General features: G+C 67.5%; 14 protein-coding genes and 1 pseudogene. 12 read left to right on the forward strand and 3 right to left on the reverse strand.

The features are described from left to right. The first annotated feature begins 1 nt into the window (after position 1). From AC5Y30_RS14470 to AC5Y30_RS14480, 3 genes are read left to right on the forward strand one after another with little or no spacing between them, the layout of a single operon-like run. Positions 2 to 859 carry a siderophore-interacting protein gene (locus AC5Y30_RS14470; protein ID WP_499919121.1) on the forward strand — a complete coding sequence of 286 codons (858 nt, stop codon included), beginning with the start codon at positions 2 to 4 and terminating at the stop codon, positions 857 to 859. Positions 860 to 883: 24 nt separating this feature from the next. Beyond that, a complete protein-coding gene (locus AC5Y30_RS14475; protein WP_499919124.1) occupies positions 884 to 2044 on the forward strand; it encodes a lactate 2-monooxygenase in 1161 nt (386 codons plus the stop codon). 32 nt (positions 2045 to 2076) lie between these two features. Continuing rightward, positions 2077 to 2973 carry a tyrosine recombinase XerC gene (locus AC5Y30_RS14480; protein WP_499919126.1) on the forward strand — a complete coding sequence of 299 codons (897 nt, stop codon included), beginning with the start codon at positions 2077 to 2079 and terminating at the stop codon, positions 2971 to 2973. Between the two features lie 12 nt (positions 2974 to 2985). On the opposite strand, the pseudogene AC5Y30_RS14485 reads toward AC5Y30_RS14480, so the two are convergent. Then, positions 2986 to 3471: pseudogene (locus AC5Y30_RS14485) on the reverse strand (M23 family metallopeptidase); the annotation flags it as partial. 291 nt (positions 3472 to 3762) lie between these two features. Here AC5Y30_RS14485 and rpsB point away from each other — a divergent pair. The 3 genes from rpsB (at position 3763) to AC5Y30_RS14500 (ending at position 6895) form a co-directional block, all read left to right on the forward strand. Continuing rightward, positions 3763 to 4599, forward strand: coding sequence for a 30S ribosomal protein S2 (gene rpsB, locus AC5Y30_RS14490; protein WP_499919129.1), 837 nt, complete (start codon positions 3763 to 3765; stop codon positions 4597 to 4599). A 1-nt stretch (position 4600) separates the two neighbouring features. Further along, on the forward strand, positions 4601 to 5416 hold the full coding sequence (gene tsf / locus AC5Y30_RS14495; RefSeq protein WP_499919130.1) for a translation elongation factor Ts: 816 nt from the start codon (positions 4601 to 4603) through the stop codon (positions 5414 to 5416). Between the two features lie 75 nt (positions 5417 to 5491). Further along, on the forward strand, positions 5492 to 6895 hold the full coding sequence (locus AC5Y30_RS14500; RefSeq protein ID WP_499919135.1) for an amidase: 1404 nt from the start codon (positions 5492 to 5494) through the stop codon (positions 6893 to 6895). Positions 6896 to 6909: 14 nt separating this feature from the next. Here AC5Y30_RS14500 and AC5Y30_RS14505 read toward each other — a convergent pair whose 3' ends face one another. Then, entirely contained in the window at positions 6910 to 7329 is a 420-nt protein-coding gene (locus AC5Y30_RS14505; RefSeq protein WP_499919139.1) for a MarR family winged helix-turn-helix transcriptional regulator, read from the reverse strand. A 123-nt stretch (positions 7330 to 7452) separates the two neighbouring features. Here AC5Y30_RS14505 and AC5Y30_RS14510 point away from each other — a divergent pair, with 123 nt between their 5' ends. The 6 genes from AC5Y30_RS14510 (at position 7453) to AC5Y30_RS14535 (ending at position 13768) form a co-directional block, all read left to right on the forward strand. Beyond that, the gene (locus tag AC5Y30_RS14510; protein ID WP_499919143.1) at positions 7453 to 7866 is read left to right on the forward strand and encodes a ChaB family protein; all 414 of its coding nucleotides are present in this window, start codon (positions 7453 to 7455) and stop codon (positions 7864 to 7866) included. Positions 7867 to 7956: 90 nt separating this feature from the next. Further along, a complete protein-coding gene (locus tag AC5Y30_RS14515; protein ID WP_499919148.1) occupies positions 7957 to 9129 on the forward strand; it encodes a phosphatidylserine decarboxylase in 1173 nt (390 codons plus the stop codon). A 330-nt stretch (positions 9130 to 9459) separates the two neighbouring features. Continuing rightward, positions 9460 to 11295 carry an Hsp70 family protein gene (locus AC5Y30_RS14520; RefSeq protein ID WP_499919151.1) on the forward strand — a complete coding sequence of 612 codons (1836 nt, stop codon included), beginning with the start codon at positions 9460 to 9462 and terminating at the stop codon, positions 11293 to 11295. Between the two features lie 115 nt (positions 11296 to 11410). Continuing rightward, positions 11411 to 11911, forward strand: a complete 501-nt coding sequence (locus AC5Y30_RS14525) for an oxidoreductase (protein WP_499919153.1) — start codon at positions 11411 to 11413, stop codon at positions 11909 to 11911. Between the two features lie 11 nt (positions 11912 to 11922). Then, positions 11923 to 13413, forward strand: a complete 1491-nt coding sequence (locus AC5Y30_RS14530; protein ID WP_499919156.1) for a molybdopterin-dependent oxidoreductase — start codon at positions 11923 to 11925, stop codon at positions 13411 to 13413. Between the two features lies 1 nt (position 13414). After that, positions 13415 to 13768: a hypothetical protein gene (locus tag AC5Y30_RS14535; RefSeq protein ID WP_499919158.1), complete on the forward strand. Its 354-nt coding sequence runs from the start codon at positions 13415 to 13417 to the stop codon at positions 13766 to 13768. Here the strand turns inward: AC5Y30_RS14535 and AC5Y30_RS14540 are convergent. Continuing rightward, positions 13734 to 14066, reverse strand: coding sequence for a hypothetical protein (locus AC5Y30_RS14540; protein ID WP_499919162.1), 333 nt, complete (start codon positions 14064 to 14066; stop codon positions 13734 to 13736). The genes AC5Y30_RS14535 and AC5Y30_RS14540 overlap by 35 nt on opposite strands. Positions 14067 to 14085 lie beyond the last annotated feature (19 nt).

Raw genomic sequence — 14085 nt, forward strand, 5'->3', positions numbered from 1 at the left:
CGTGGCGGGTCGACCACTGCAACGCTTCGAAGTTGTCGGTACCGAACAACTCACACGGCACATGGTGCGGATAGTGCTCGGGAGCAACGACTTTGACGCTTTCGTGCCGAGCAAGTTCACCGACTCCTACGTCAAGTTGGTGTTCGTCGCCGACGACGTCGACGTGGCCGGCTTGCCCGGGCCGCTGACCCTCGACAGCTTCGCCGACCTGCCGCCGGAGAAAAAGCCCTCGGTGCGGACGCTGACCGTGCGCCACGTCGACATCGAGAAGCGCCGCATCACACTCGACGTCGTCGTGCACGGAGAGCACGGCATCGCGGGTCAGTGGGCGTCCACCGCCCGGCCCGGTCAGCCGATCTACCTGATGGGACCCGGCGGGGCGTACACACCGGACCCGGCCGCCGACTGGCACCTGCTGGCCGGCGACGAATCGGCGCTGCCGGCCATCGCCGCGGCGCTGGAAGCCTTGCCGCCCAGCGCGGTCGGTAAGGCGTTCATCGAGGTCGCGGGCCAAGAGGACGAGATACCGCTGACCGCACCCGAAGGCGTCGAGGTGCATTGGGTTTACCGCGGCGGGCGCGCCGACCTGGTTCCCGAGGACCGCGCCGGCGACCACGCGCCGCTGATCGAGGCCGTGACGAGCGCCCCCTGGCTGCCCGGGCAGGTGCATGTCTTCATTCACGGCGAGGCCCAGGCCGTCATGCACAATCTGCGCCCCTACATCCGCAAGGAGCGCGGTGTGGACGCCAAGTGGGCGTCGTCCATCTCGGGGTATTGGCGCCGCGGCCGCACCGAAGAGACCTTCCGGCAATGGAAGAAGGAACTGGCGCAGGCAGAGTCGGCGAACTCGTCAGCCTGACCCCCGCCTGGCATTGTCTTTCCCATGGCATTCGGCGACTACCAGAACGAGATCTACTTCAAGGGCCTGGGCGGGGTGGCGCCCGCGCTGCCGATGGCGTTCGCGGAGCTGGAGGCCCGGGCCGAACGGGCCATGCCGCCGTCGGTCTGGTCGTACGTCTCCGGCGGCGCGGGTGACGAGCGCACGCAGCGGGCCAACCGGGAGGCGTTCGATCACTGGGGCCTGATACCGCGCATGTTCGTCGGTGCCGCGGCTCGCGACCTGTCGGTGGAGCTGTTCGGCCTGACCTTGCCGTCGCCGCTGTTCATGGCGCCGATCGGGGTCATCGGCATCTGCGCCCAAGACGGCCACGGCGACCTGGCCACCGCACGCGCGGCGGCGACCACGGGCGTCCCGATGGTCGTCTCCACCCTGACCGCCGACCCGATGGAAGACGTCGCCGCGCAGTTCGGCGACGCCCCGGGCTTCTTCCAGCTGTACACACCCAAGGATCGTGACCTGGCCGCCAGCCTCGTCCAGCGGGCAGAAGCCGCCGGCTACCAGGGCATCATCGTCACCCTCGACACCTGGATTCCCGGGTGGCGCCCGCGCGACCTCACCACCGCCAACTTCCCGCAGCTGCGGGGTCTCTGCCTGAGCAACTACACGAGCGACCCGGTCTTCCGCGCGAGCCTGCAACGCCCGCCGGAAGAGGACCCGCAAGGCACCGTGCTGCAGTGGGTAACGACCTTCGGAAACCCGCTGACTTGGGACGACCTCGGCTGGCTGCGGTCACTGACCAACCTGCCACTGATCATCAAGGGCATCTGTCACCCCGATGACGCGCGGCGCGCCAAGGACGGCGGCGTGGACGGCATCTACTGCTCCACCCACGGCGGCCGCCAGGCCAACGGCGGCCTGCCCGCCCTCGCGTGCCTGCCCGGCGTCGTCGAGGCGGCCGACGGGCTGCCGGTCCTGTTCGATTCGGGGATCCGCAGCGGCGCCGACGTCGTGAAGGCGCTCGCGCTGGGGGCCACGGCCGTGGGCGTCGGCCGGCCGTACGCGTACGGCCTGGCGCTCGGGGGCGTCGACGGCATCGTGCACGTGCTGCGCTCGATCCTGGCCGAAGCGGACCTCATCATGGCCGTCGACGGCTACCCCACGCTCAAAGATCTCACCCCGGACACGCTTCGGCGCGTCGACTAGAGCGCCAAACTCCGCCCTGCGACCGTGGGGGAGTGCAGGCGATCCTCGACGAGTTCGACGAGTACCTGCATCTGCAGTGCAATCGATCGGCGCATACCCGCCGCGCCTACCTCGGCGACCTGCGCTCGCTGCTCGCCTTCATCGAGGACCGTGGCGCCGGTCTGGATGGGTTGAACCTGCCCCTGCTGCGCTCGTGGCTGTCGGCCGCGGCGGCGGGCGGTGTCGCCCGCACGACGCTGGCCCGTCGCACCTCGGCGGTCAAGGCCTTCACCGCGTGGGCCGTGCGGCGCGGCCTGCTGACCGCCGATCCGGCGGCCCGGCTTCAGGTCCCCAAAGCGCACCGCACGCTGCCCTCGGTGCTGCGCCAGGACCAGGCCGCAGACGCCATGGCCGCCGCCAAATCCGGTGCGCAGCAAGGTGATCCAATGGCGCTGCGGGACCGGCTGATCGTGGAGATGTTGTATGCCACCGGGATCCGCGTCAGCGAGCTGTGCGGCCTGGACATCGACGACGTCGACACGCATCATCGGCTCGTCAAAGTGCTCGGCAAGGGCAACAAGCAGCGCAGCGTGCCGTTCGGGGGGCCGGCCGGCGAGGCGCTCGACTCGTGGTTGGCCGACGGCCGCCCGGCGCTGGCGACCGCGGAGTCGGGCCCGGCGCTGCTGCTGGGCGCGCGGGGTCGCCGGCTCGACGTTCGCCAGGCGCGAACGGTCGTGCATCAGACCGTCGCCGCGGTGGACGGCGCGCCGGACATGGGGCCGCACGGCCTGCGGCACAGCGCGGCCACCCATCTGCTCGAAGGCGGCGCTGACCTGCGCGTCGTCCAGGAGCTGCTCGGCCATTCCAGCCTGGCGACCACCCAGCTGTACACCCACGTCGCGGTGTCGCGGCTGCGCGCGGTGCACGATCAGGCCCACCCTCGCGCGTGAGCCGATTCAGCGGTTCAGCGGTTTGAGCCGGACCGGCGTGGACTTCAGCAGGCCCAGCGGATCGACGTATTCCGCACCCGAGGCCGGGCCCCACATAGCGCCCCAGTGCAAACACGCCGCGACCGGGCACCCGGCGTGTCCGGCCATCAGCTCGCCGATCACGGTCGCCGCCGTCACCGGCTGGCCGACCCGCACGGCCGCCCGGACCGGCTCGTAGCTGGTGCGCAACCCGCCGGGGTGGGCCAGCGACACCACCGGCCGCCCGGCCAACAGCCCGGCGAACACCACCGTCGCGGCGCCCGCGGCGTACACCGGCTGACCGGCAACACCGGCCAGGTCGACACCCCGGTGGCCGGGATGCCAATCCTGCACAGGGGCGTCGAACGAACGGGTGACGGCCGGCGGCGGGCGCAGCGGCCAGTCCAGGCGATCCTCGGCGGCCACCGCCGGCACCGCGCTGACCAGGCCCGCACAGAGCAGCAGCACCCTCCACCGCATCCCGGCAGTTCAGCGCGCCAGCGCCGGCATGGCTACCCGGCCGCGCCGCTGTTGTGGATGAGCGGCCCCGGTTGGGGAAGCGTGGCAAAACCACCTGCTGAATCCGTGTAAACTGCTTCCTCGCAGCTCGTTCGCGGGCTGACTTCGCGCGTCTGCATCGCGTCTCTGGTTTTACGAGGAGAACGCAATCGCATGCCGGGCGGTCCCTTAACAGGGTCCGGCATCGCAGCAGCCGCCAGGGCCCGGCCTCACCCGATGCCAGGCGACAACCGACACAAGTAAGGCATGACCATGGCCGTCGTAACCATGAAGCAGCTGCTCGACAGCGGCACCCACTTCGGGCACCAGACCCGCCGGTGGAATCCCAAAATGAAGCGGTTCATCTTCACCGACCGCAACGGCATCTACATCATCGACCTGCAGCAGACGCTGACCTTCATCGACCAGGCGTACGAGTTCGTCAAAGAGACCGTCGCCCATGGCGGCAGCATCCTGTTCGTCGGCACCAAGAAGCAGGCGCAGGAATCCGTCGCCGCCGAGGCGACCCGCGTCGGCATGCCGTATGTGAACCAGCGCTGGCTGGGTGGAATGCTGACCAACTTCTCCACCGTGCACAAGCGGCTGCAGCGCCTCAAGGAGCTCGAGGCGATGGAGCAGACCGGTGGCTTCGAGGGCCGCACCAAGAAGGAAATCTTGATGCTGACGCGCGAGAAGAACAAGCTCGAGCGCAGCCTCGGCGGTATCCGCGACATGGCCAAGGTGCCGTCGGCCATCTGGGTCGTCGACACCAACAAGGAGCACCTCGCGGTTGCGGAGGCCCGCAAGCTGAACATCCCGATCATCGCGATCCTGGACACCAACTGCGACCCCGACGAGGTCGACTACCCGATTCCGGGCAACGACGACGCGATCCGGTCGGCCGCGTTGCTGACCAAGGTGATCGCCTCCGCGGTCGCCGAGGGGCTGCAGGCGCGCGCCGGCGTCGGCCGCGGCGACGGCAAGCCCGAAGCCGAGGCCGCCGAGCCGCTCGCCGAATGGGAGCAGGAGCTGCTGGCCTCCGCCACCGCCACCGCCCCCACCGACGCCGCTGCGGGCGCCCCCGAACCAACACCACCCACGGAAGGCTGAAATGGCGAACTTCACCGCCGCCGACGTCAAGCGGCTCCGGGAACTCACCGGCGCCGGCATGCTCGACTGCAAGAACGCGCTGGCCGAGAACGATGGCGACTTCGACAAGGCCGTCGAGGCGCTCCGCATCAAGGGCGCCAAGGACGTCGGCAAGCGCGCCGAGCGTGCGACGGCCGAGGGCCTGGTCGCGGCCCAGGGCGGCGCGCTGATCGAGCTGAACAGCGAGACCGACTTCGTCGCCAAGAACGCGGAGTTCCAGGCGCTGGCCGACCAGATCGTCGCCGCGGCCGTGTCGTCGAAGGCCACGGACGTCGACGAGCTCAAGGCCGCCACCGTCGGTGACAAGACCGTCGAGCAGGCGATCGCGGAGCTCTCGGCCAAGATCGGCGAGAAGCTGGAGTTGCGCCGCGTCGCGAACTTCGACGGCACCGTCGAAACCTACCTGCACCGGCGGGCGGCCGACCTGCCCCCCGCGGTCGGTGTGCTGGTCGAATATCAGGGCTCGGACACCGACGCCGCCCACGCGGTCGCGCTGCAGATCGCGGCGCTCAAGGCCCGCTACCTGTCGCGCGACGACGTGCCGGAGGACGTGGTGGCCAGCGAGCGCCGCATCGCCGAGGAAACCGCCAAGGCGGAGGGCAAGCCGGAGCAGGCCCTGCCCAAAATCGTCGAGGGCCGGCTGAACGGCTTCTTCAAGGACGCCGTGCTGCTCGAGCAGCCGTCGGTGTCCGACAGCAAGAAGACCGTCAAGGCGCTGCTCGACGACGCCGGTGTCACGGTGACGCGGTTCGTCCGCTTCGAGGTGGGTCAGGCTTAAGGCCTGACCACGATCCGCCCCGGCGCAAGCCGGAAAGCTCCCGGGGGGACGGGCGCGCGGGCTAGCGTCAGTGTCATGAGACACGTGCACGCGTTCGGCGACGATGCCCTTGGCGATCTGGACGCGGTCGGCCTGGCCGACGCCCTGAAATCCGGCCGGGTCGGCAGGGCCGAGGTGGTCGAGGCCGCGATCGCCCGCACCGAGGCCGTCGACCCGCTGCTAAATGGGTTGGCGTACGCGGCTTTTGAGCAAGCGCGGGCGGCCGCGGCGGATCCCGCCGACGGTTACTTCGGCGGCGTGCCGACGTTCATCAAGGACAACGTGGACGTCGCCGGACAGCCCAGCATGCACGGCACCGACGCGTGGACGAGCTGGAATGCCGTCGCGGACAGCGTCTTCACCCAGCTGTTCCTGGCCACCGGCTTGACCTCGGTGGGCAAGACGCAGCTGTCCGAATTCGGCTTCAGCGCCTCGGCGGAGCACCCGCGGCTGGGCCCGGTGCGCAATCCGTGGGACACCGAATACACCGCCGGCGCCTCGTCGTCGGGTTCGGGTGCGTTCGTCGCCGCCGGTGTCGTGCCCATCGCGCACGCCAACGACGGCGGCGGTTCGATCCGGATTCCGGCCGCCTGCAACGGATTGGTCGGACTCAAACCCTCGCGTGGACGGCTGCCCCTGGACGCGACCCTGCGCCGGATGCCGGTCGGCGTCGTCGTCAACGGCGTCGTGACCCGTTCGGTGCGGGACACCGCGGCGTTCTACCGCGAGGCGGAACGGATCTGGCGCAACCCGAAGCTGGCACCGGTCGGGGACGTCACCGGGCCCGGCCGGCAGCGGCTGCGGATCGCGGTGCTGACCCGATCGGTACAGCGCGAATGCAGTCCTCAGGTGCGGGAGCTGACGTTGAAGTCCGCCGGTCTGCTCGAGGAGCTGGGCCACCGTGTCGAACACGTCGACGAGCCCCCGGTGGCGCCCAGTTTCGCCGACGACTTCGTCATGTACTGGGGATTTTTGTCGCTGGCCCAGGTCAGCGGCGGGCGGCACCTGTTCGGCGAGACGTTCGATCGCAGCAAGCTGGACAGCCTGACGCTGGGTCTGCTTCGACACACCAGCCGCAACATGCACCGCCTTCCGATGGCGATCGTGCGGCTGCGCCGGGCGCGCAGACGCACCGCTCAGTTCTTCCGCACCTACGACGCGGTGCTCACCCCCACCCTCGCCGACGAGACGCCCCGCATCGGATTCCTGGCGCCCACCGATTATCAGCAGGTCGTCAGCCGGCTGATCGACTGGGTTTCGTTCACCCCGCTGCACAACGTCACCGGCGAGCCCGCGATCTCGCTGCCGCTGGCGCAATCCGCCGACGGGATGCCGGTGGGCATGATGTTGTCGGCCGATATCGGGCAGGAATCTTTGCTGCTCGAATTGGCCTACGAGCTCGAAGAGGCGCGGCCGTGGGCGCGCATTGACGCCAGCTGAGGCGCGCGATCGCGCTAGTCGGATCCGAGCTTTTCGAGCATCTTCTTGAACTCACGCTGCTGAGTCTCGGTGAGCCTGGCCAAGATTCGTGCGTCGGCGCCGCGGACCGCTCCTTCGGCGCGCTTGAGCAGGGCGCGGCCCTGGCCGGTCAAGTTCGCCGGCAGCGCGCGTCCCGAGGACACCGACGACGGCCGCGCCACGGCGCCGACCTCTTCCAGCTTGCGCAGCACGGTGTTCATCGCCTGCGGGGTCACGTTGGTGTGGCGGGACAACTCGGCGCTCGACATTCCCGGAAACATCGAAAGTATGCGCAGGCAAACGAATTCGGGAAGGGTCAGGCCCAGCGGACCCAACGCGGTGGCGACCTCGGGTCGCAGGGCCGCCCCGACCCGGTAGAGGAGATAACCCAGCGGAGCATCGTCGGCCTGAATCATGTCAACGATATTGACATATTTCGAGCTGCCCGATGCCCACATTGTGCAGACCATGATTGTCGGCGCGCCGGCCGGGGTAACCGACCGGTTACCCGCAGCGCTTGCGGCACCCGAGGAGGTCCGATGCCGAAGACGACAAAGGGCGGCTCGGCCAAAAAGAGCGAATTGCCCAGCACACTGCAACGTTCCAGCGCCAAGGCCCAACGCACATTCGCGAAATCCCATGACGCGGCGGCCGAACAGTACGGCAGCGACGAACGCGCCCATCGGGTGGCGTACGCCGCTGTCAAGCACAGTTTCGAAAAGGTCGGGGATCACTGGGAACCCAAGGACGAGAAAGGCCCGTCCGACGAGCGGGCCGAGAGCGGTGGCCTGCGGCCAACGGGTAAGTCCGCCGAGGGCGTCGATGCCAACGCCAGCAAAAAGCACCTGCTCGAGCTGGCCCGCCGTCTCGATATCGCCGGCCGGTCCACGATGAACAAGTCGCAATTGGTCGACGCGATCATGAAGTACAACCGCAGGGTTCGTGGCCGCTGAACGCGGTGCCGCGAGCCCGTTTGCCGTTGAAAAGCGCGGGTACGCACTTTGGCGCGCGGTCGCGCACAACTGACACCGAGGAGTGCTGATATGAGCGAGCCGGAACCCGTCGTCCAAGAACTTCGCGGCGTCTTGGACAAAGAGCAGGGTTTGGCCGATCGGCTTGAGCGGTCTCTGCAGGAGGCCCGCCAACGGGCCGAAGCCGAGCTGAACCAGGACCTCTACAACGCGCTCGAGTGGCCGCGCGACATCGGCGAGTACGAGGCCTATCTGAACCGCTTCATCCGATGGGTGCCACACGAGTCGGATGCCGATGCCTGGAAGAACGAAAAGCGGCAGGCGCAAGAGGTCAGTGATCGCATGGCGCACTTCTACTTCCTGGTCGACCAGGGGGACGAGTCGCCGCAGGGCTCCGGTGTCTTTCGGGAATGGATGACCGAGTTCGCCCGCCAGTGGGGTAATTTCCTGGACTCACCGCAATCGTTCAGTCCGGAAGTCCTGCAGTCGTTCATCGACAATGCGCCCGAGTACCGCATCCATGAGTCGTTGATCGATGGGGTGCCGAATGCGCCCAGCGGATGGCTGACCGCCAACCAGTTCATCGCGCGGGAAGTCAACGGCGGGCTGCGCCCGATCGCCGAACCGACCACCAATCTGGTGGTCACCTCACCGGCCGACTGCAAATACCAGCACGCCTACGACATCGATGCCGACTCGAGCATCCCGGCCACCACCGTCAAGAACGAAAAGTACGGCAACATCAAGCAACTCATCGAAGGCAGCCAGTACAGCGAAAGCTTTGCGGGCGGCACCTTCGTCCACTACATGCTGCCGGTGCACGCCTACCACCGCTACCACCTGCCGGTCGCCGGAATGGTCAAGGAATCCTTCCGGATCGAGGGCAAAGTCTTCATGCGGGTGGGCCTGGAAGAACACGAGTTCGCCGCCAGCGACAGCGCCAGCAGCGGATACGAGTTCTCGCAGACCCGCGGGGTGGTCACCATCGATACGTCGCAATCGGATTGCGGCGATATCGGCATCGTGGCGGTCATTCCGGTGGGCATGGCCCACGTGTCGTCGGTGGTGCTCACCGCCGTGCCCGGCCGCCACATGGCCAAGGGAGAAGAGTTCGGATACTTCCAGTTCGGCGGCTCGGACATCATCATCCTCTTGCAGGAAGGCGTCGATCCTCAACTCGACAAGAACGAGGAATTTCGGCTCGTCGGCTCGCCCGTGGCGCGCTGCCGCGGTCCAGCCACCTGACGCGGTAGCGCACACAGCAGGTTCGTTTTCGCTACCGACGGCCGTCTTGCTCGCGGCGCGTTTAAAGTGCTTTCGCATCGGGAAGCCTGCGGCAGGGTTAATCCGCCATGCCTTTGGCCGCTGCGAGTGCGCACCGGAAGAAGGCGGCTATCGCGTTAAACGAGCAGCGCCGAGTCGGGGGATGGCTGCGCCGTAGCGCGATGACTCGGAATCCGTGTATCCGCCGGCTCGCAGGCCGCGCTGCCATCACTCGACGCGCGCAGCGTCGTTCATTGCACCGATGTGGCGGTGTTTGTCGACGGATTCCGGCGGGAGAGGATCGGGGGAGACATGAGCGGCCCGCTTGGCTTGTCGATCGGCACGGCCAACCTGGTGGCCGCGCGCACCGGCAGCGCCCCGGTGACCCGCGCGTCGGTCTTGACGATGTACGGCCACCGGCCCCCGGAGGTGGGCACGCCGAGCGAGAATCCTCGCCTGGACGAATCCGGCCTGCTTCTCGGCGGATTCGTCGAGCGGGTCGGAGACGACCAACCGTTAGCCGCCGCCGACGGAACGCGTCACCCCGCCGCGGCGCTCACCGCCGCCGCGCTCGACGGGATGGCGCGCAGCGTCGGTGGGGCCCCGGTCGCCATCGCGGTGCCCGGGCATTGGCACGAGCGTCAGGTCGCCGCACTGCGGGCGGCGCTGCGCGAGTACCCCGCCCTCGCGCCCGAGGCGCCACCGGCTTTCATTTGCGACGGCACGGCCGCGTTGGCCGCGCTGTACGCCCAACCCGGATTTCCCAGTGACGGTGGCGTGGTGCTGTGCGACTTCGGCGCGAGCGGCAGCAGCATCACGCTCACCGATGCCGCCGCCAACTTCCGTCAGATCGCTCCGACGTTGCGCTACAGCGGCTTCTCCGGCAATCAGCTCGACCAGGCAATCATGCGACACGTCGCATCGAACATGGGTGCCGACGCTGCCAACACCGCGCCGCTGGCTCCGCTGGGTCGTCGCCTCGAACAATGCCGGAACGCAAAGGAACAGCTGTCATCGGCGACGGTCGCCGTCATCCCGGCTGATCTTCCCGGTGTCGGATCCGACGTCCGGTTGACCCGCGGCGAGTTCGAGGAACTCATCGAAGAACCCCTGCAACGTTTCATCGACTGCGTCGTAAATGTGTTGCAACGCAATCAGATTCCGGCGCAGCGACTCGCCGCGGTCGCCACGGTCGGTGGTGGTGCCTGTATCCCGCTGATCACCAACCAATTGTCGGAGCGTTTGCAGGCGCCGGTTGTCACGACATCGCAACCCCTGTTGAGTGCGGCTATCGGCGCAGCGGTCCTGGCCCAACTGCGTTCTCCGGCCGGTGCGCCGGGCCCATGTCGTGCCGTCGGCGCCCCGGCAACTGTCGCAGGCCAGGCGCCAGCCGCCCGGACGGAAGGCGTCGCAGCCACCGAGGTGGGCCCGACGGCCTGGGCGGCCGGGACTGCCCACAGCGCCGCGGGGCAAGCGGCCGCCGACGGCGACCAGTCGGCGACGTACCGCGCGCTGGCGTGGTCTCAGGAAGCCTCTTCCGGCGAGGTGCCCATACCTGCACGCGAGGACGAGCTTGTAGACCATGAGGAGGCCGGCGCGATCCCGCCGAGCGCTGAGGTCTCCCGCGGTGCTCCACAGGTCGCAGCCAGGCCGCGGCGACGGCCGTGGCTACGACGCTCGGCAGTGCTGGTCAGCACCGCCGGCGCGGCCGCACTGGTGCTGCTCGTGGCCGCCGGGTTGGCCGTGCGGCTGGGCGGCGTCGGGAACAGACCGACCGATAACGTGCGCAACGTAACCCCGCCGGTCGAATCGTCGCGGCTAGCACCGCCGGTGACTACCAGCGCCGCCCCGGTCTCACCGACTTCCGAGTCGACCGAATCGCAGCCGCCGCGGTCGACGGTTACAACCACGCAGCCACCGGCGACGACGACGTCGCCGACCACCACCTACCCGACCACCACCTACCCGACTTCCACCCACCCGACCACCTCCTATCCGACAACTCCGTACCCGACCACCTCTTTGCCGACTCCGTATCCGGCGACCACCTATCCGACGACTCCGTATCCGGTGGCCCCGTATCCAACCGTGAGCCAGAGCGTGGCGCCGGCGTACCCGACGATGCCCACGACCGCCATAGAGCACTGAACCCCAGAACCGTTGTGGCCCTTACTGACCCACCGCTTCCAAACGCAAACTGTGAAGACGCTGAAAGCTTGCCGAACATCAGTTTGTCGGCCGGTCAGGCGGGTAGTCAGCGGTAATGGTCGGGCTGCTCGCACGCCTGTGGCTCAAAGCGTGGCACAAGGTTTTCACCTCGCCCCTCCTCACGCTCAACGGCTACGTCGCCTTTGATCTGCCACGCACGGTGACGGGCTTGGGCGCATCGCTGCTTGTGGGCCTGGCGGCGATACATGCCTATCTGTTGGCCAGCCGGCCGGGTCTACCGCTGTATTTCCTGGTATACGTCGTCGTGCTGATCGCCGCCTGCCTCGCCGCCGCCGGGGCGATGGCGTTTCCCCTCAAACCTCTTGTGCCGCAGGCGGGCTGGTTTGCCGGCAGTCTGATCAGCGCGGCCTTTCTGGTGATCTATGTGGTCAGCCGGTTCGCCGGCCTGCCCGGGCTGGTGGCGTTGACCGGCCGCTGGGACCTGGCGCCCGGGACGCTTGCCATGGCGCTCGCCGCAGGCTTCATCGCCGTGCACACCACCGTCTTGTCCGGCATCAACGTGGCGTATCCGCAACGGCAGAATTGGCGCGACTGAACGGTGAAGACATGACAGTCCTTGACTACCCGGCGTGGCTGCGTATCGACCACTGGCTCAACGTGTTGTTTTTGACTTTGGTGATCCGCAGCGGCGTCGAGATCCTGTCCACCCACCCGAAGCTGTACTGGCATGACGACAGCAAGCCGGGCAGCGAGTGGGCGCGCTTCACGGTCAAGGAAATGCCGATCAACAAGCTTTACGACACCCTCGACGAGGAGGAGGACTACAGCTCCCTGTTTTCGTTGCCCGGCCACAAGAAACTGGGCATGGGCCGGCACTGGCATTTCTTTTCGGTGATCGGCTGGATCCTCGTCGGGCTGTCGTACTACATCCTGCTGTTCGCCACCGGCCAGTGGCACCGCTATTGGCCGGCCTCATGGTCGATCTTCCCCGAGGCGTGGAACGACATCGTCACCTACATGAGTTTCAACCTGCCGCCTCTGCTGCCCGGAGAACCCCTGGATGCCATCCAGAAGCTGACCTACGCCGGCGTGATCTTCTTGTTGGCACCGTTTCAGATCCTGACCGGCGCCGCGCAGTCTCCGGCGATCGAGGCCGCGTTCCCGTGGTACGTGCGCATGTGGGGCGGTCGGCAATGGGCGCGAAGCCTGCACTTCCTCGGCCTGGTCGCTTTCCTGGTCTTCATCGTCATCCACCTGTCGATGATCTTCTTCTGGAGTTGGGGCCAGCTCACCGCCGCAATGATCTTCGGCTCCGTCCGCAACATCGGCTGGGCCACCGTCTTGTCGCTGGTGATCATCGCGGCCATCGTTGCCGTGCACATCGCGGCGACGGTGTGGAGTCTGCGCCGACCCGTTCAGGTTCGCCGCGTGCTGGGCGCCGTGGTCACCCGCGCCCGCAAAGTCCTACTGCGGCCGCTGAATTCCAAGCAGAACTACCCCGAGCGCATGACGTCCAAGGAACACCGGGTGAACGGCAAGCCGCCGACGAGCGCCGAGTACAAGGTGATGGCCGTGCACAACTTCGTCGATTGGCGTGTGCGGGTGGGCGGCCTGGTGGAGAACCCCGTGACGCTGGACCTCGACGAGTTGCGTTCCCTCGCCGATCGACAGTCGCAACGCGTGATGCACAACTGCGTGCAGGGCTGGACCAGCATCGGCCAGTGGAGTGGCGTGCCGCTGGCCCAGCTCGCCGACCACGTGCGTCCCCTGCCGCAGGCGAAATACATCTGCTTTCTGACCATGCAAGACACCGGCCGCGACGAGCCGAGCGCGGAAGGAGAGGGCCAGTTCTACGAGGTGATCGATCTCGAACTCGCCTACAAGCCGCAAACGTTGCTGGCCTACGAGATGAACGGAAAGCCGCTGCCCATCAAGCACGGCGCGCCGCTGCGATTACGGGTCGAGACCCAGGTCGGCTTCAAGATGGCGAAGTGGATCAACCAGATCGAGTTCATCGACGACTACTCCGGCATCGGCCACGGTCTGGGCGGCTGGCGTGAGGACAACGTCCACTACGACAAGGACGTGGAGATCTGAGATGACCGATACGAGCGTGCGGCCCGAGCTGATCGACCTGCAAAGCGTTGAGCGCGAACGGGTCTTAGAGCTGGTGGCGGTCAAGGGCGGTCACTGCGCCGGATGCGGCGCCAAGGATTTCGCCGTAGGGCACGCGCTGTATCTCGGGTTCCTGTTCCTCGACGAGGATGACGACGCCTTCATGGTGGCGTTGACCTGCCGCAATGGCGGCTGCCCCGCGCCGCGCACCGGAATCGTGTTGGCGGCCAACGAGTTCTTGTCCGACTACCGGGAGATCTCCAATGTCGAGGACATCGCGAGCCGGGCCAGGGCGAGACAAGCTAGCGCAACCTGGGGTGGCTCGGGGTATCGGTGAACCGTGGCCGGGCGAGACCGAACCTCTCGATCAAATCCGACACCGAACGCAGCTCGTCACATAGGGATTGGAACCGGCGTTCGGCGGCCTCGTCGAGCAGGCCAAGACAGCTGTAGTGCACCAGCCGCCGGAACCGCCCGGCAAGTGCTGCCCCCCAACGGATTCCGAAGTCGTAGATCTGGCCCTCGGGGACGTCGTCGAGTCGCGCGAGTTCTTTGAGAGCCGCGACCTGGTCGGCGAGTAGCTCGAAGTCGTCATCGGTCCCGATCGGCTCGGGCTCCCGCGTTGTTGTGCTCATCTGCACTCCTTCTACCGCG

This window comes from Mycobacterium sp. NGS27 (assembly GCF_059813005.1).

Coding starts and splice junctions, on each gene's coding strand:
- AC5Y30_RS14475 (WP_499919124.1), top strand. CDS start 884: ATGGCATTCGGCGACTACCAGAACGAGATCTACTTCAAGGGCCTGGGC.
- rpsB (WP_499919129.1), top strand. CDS start 3,763: ATGGCCGTCGTAACCATGAAGCAGCTGCTCGACAGCGGCACCCACTTC.
- tsf (WP_499919130.1), top strand. CDS start 4,601: ATGGCGAACTTCACCGCCGCCGACGTCAAGCGGCTCCGGGAACTCACC.
- AC5Y30_RS14500 (WP_499919135.1), top strand. CDS start 5,492: ATGAGACACGTGCACGCGTTCGGCGACGATGCCCTTGGCGATCTGGAC.
- AC5Y30_RS14505 (WP_499919139.1), bottom strand. CDS start 7,329: ATGATTCAGGCCGACGATGCTCCGCTGGGTTATCTCCTCTACCGGGTC.
- AC5Y30_RS14510 (WP_499919143.1), top strand. CDS start 7,453: ATGCCGAAGACGACAAAGGGCGGCTCGGCCAAAAAGAGCGAATTGCCC.
- AC5Y30_RS14515 (WP_499919148.1), top strand. CDS start 7,957: ATGAGCGAGCCGGAACCCGTCGTCCAAGAACTTCGCGGCGTCTTGGAC.
- AC5Y30_RS14520 (WP_499919151.1), top strand. CDS start 9,460: ATGAGCGGCCCGCTTGGCTTGTCGATCGGCACGGCCAACCTGGTGGCC.
- AC5Y30_RS14525 (WP_499919153.1), top strand. CDS start 11,411: ATGGTCGGGCTGCTCGCACGCCTGTGGCTCAAAGCGTGGCACAAGGTT.
- AC5Y30_RS14530 (WP_499919156.1), top strand. CDS start 11,923: ATGACAGTCCTTGACTACCCGGCGTGGCTGCGTATCGACCACTGGCTC.
- AC5Y30_RS14535 (WP_499919158.1), top strand. CDS start 13,415: ATGACCGATACGAGCGTGCGGCCCGAGCTGATCGACCTGCAAAGCGTT.
- AC5Y30_RS14540 (WP_499919162.1), bottom strand. CDS start 14,066: ATGAGCACAACAACGCGGGAGCCCGAGCCGATCGGGACCGATGACGAC.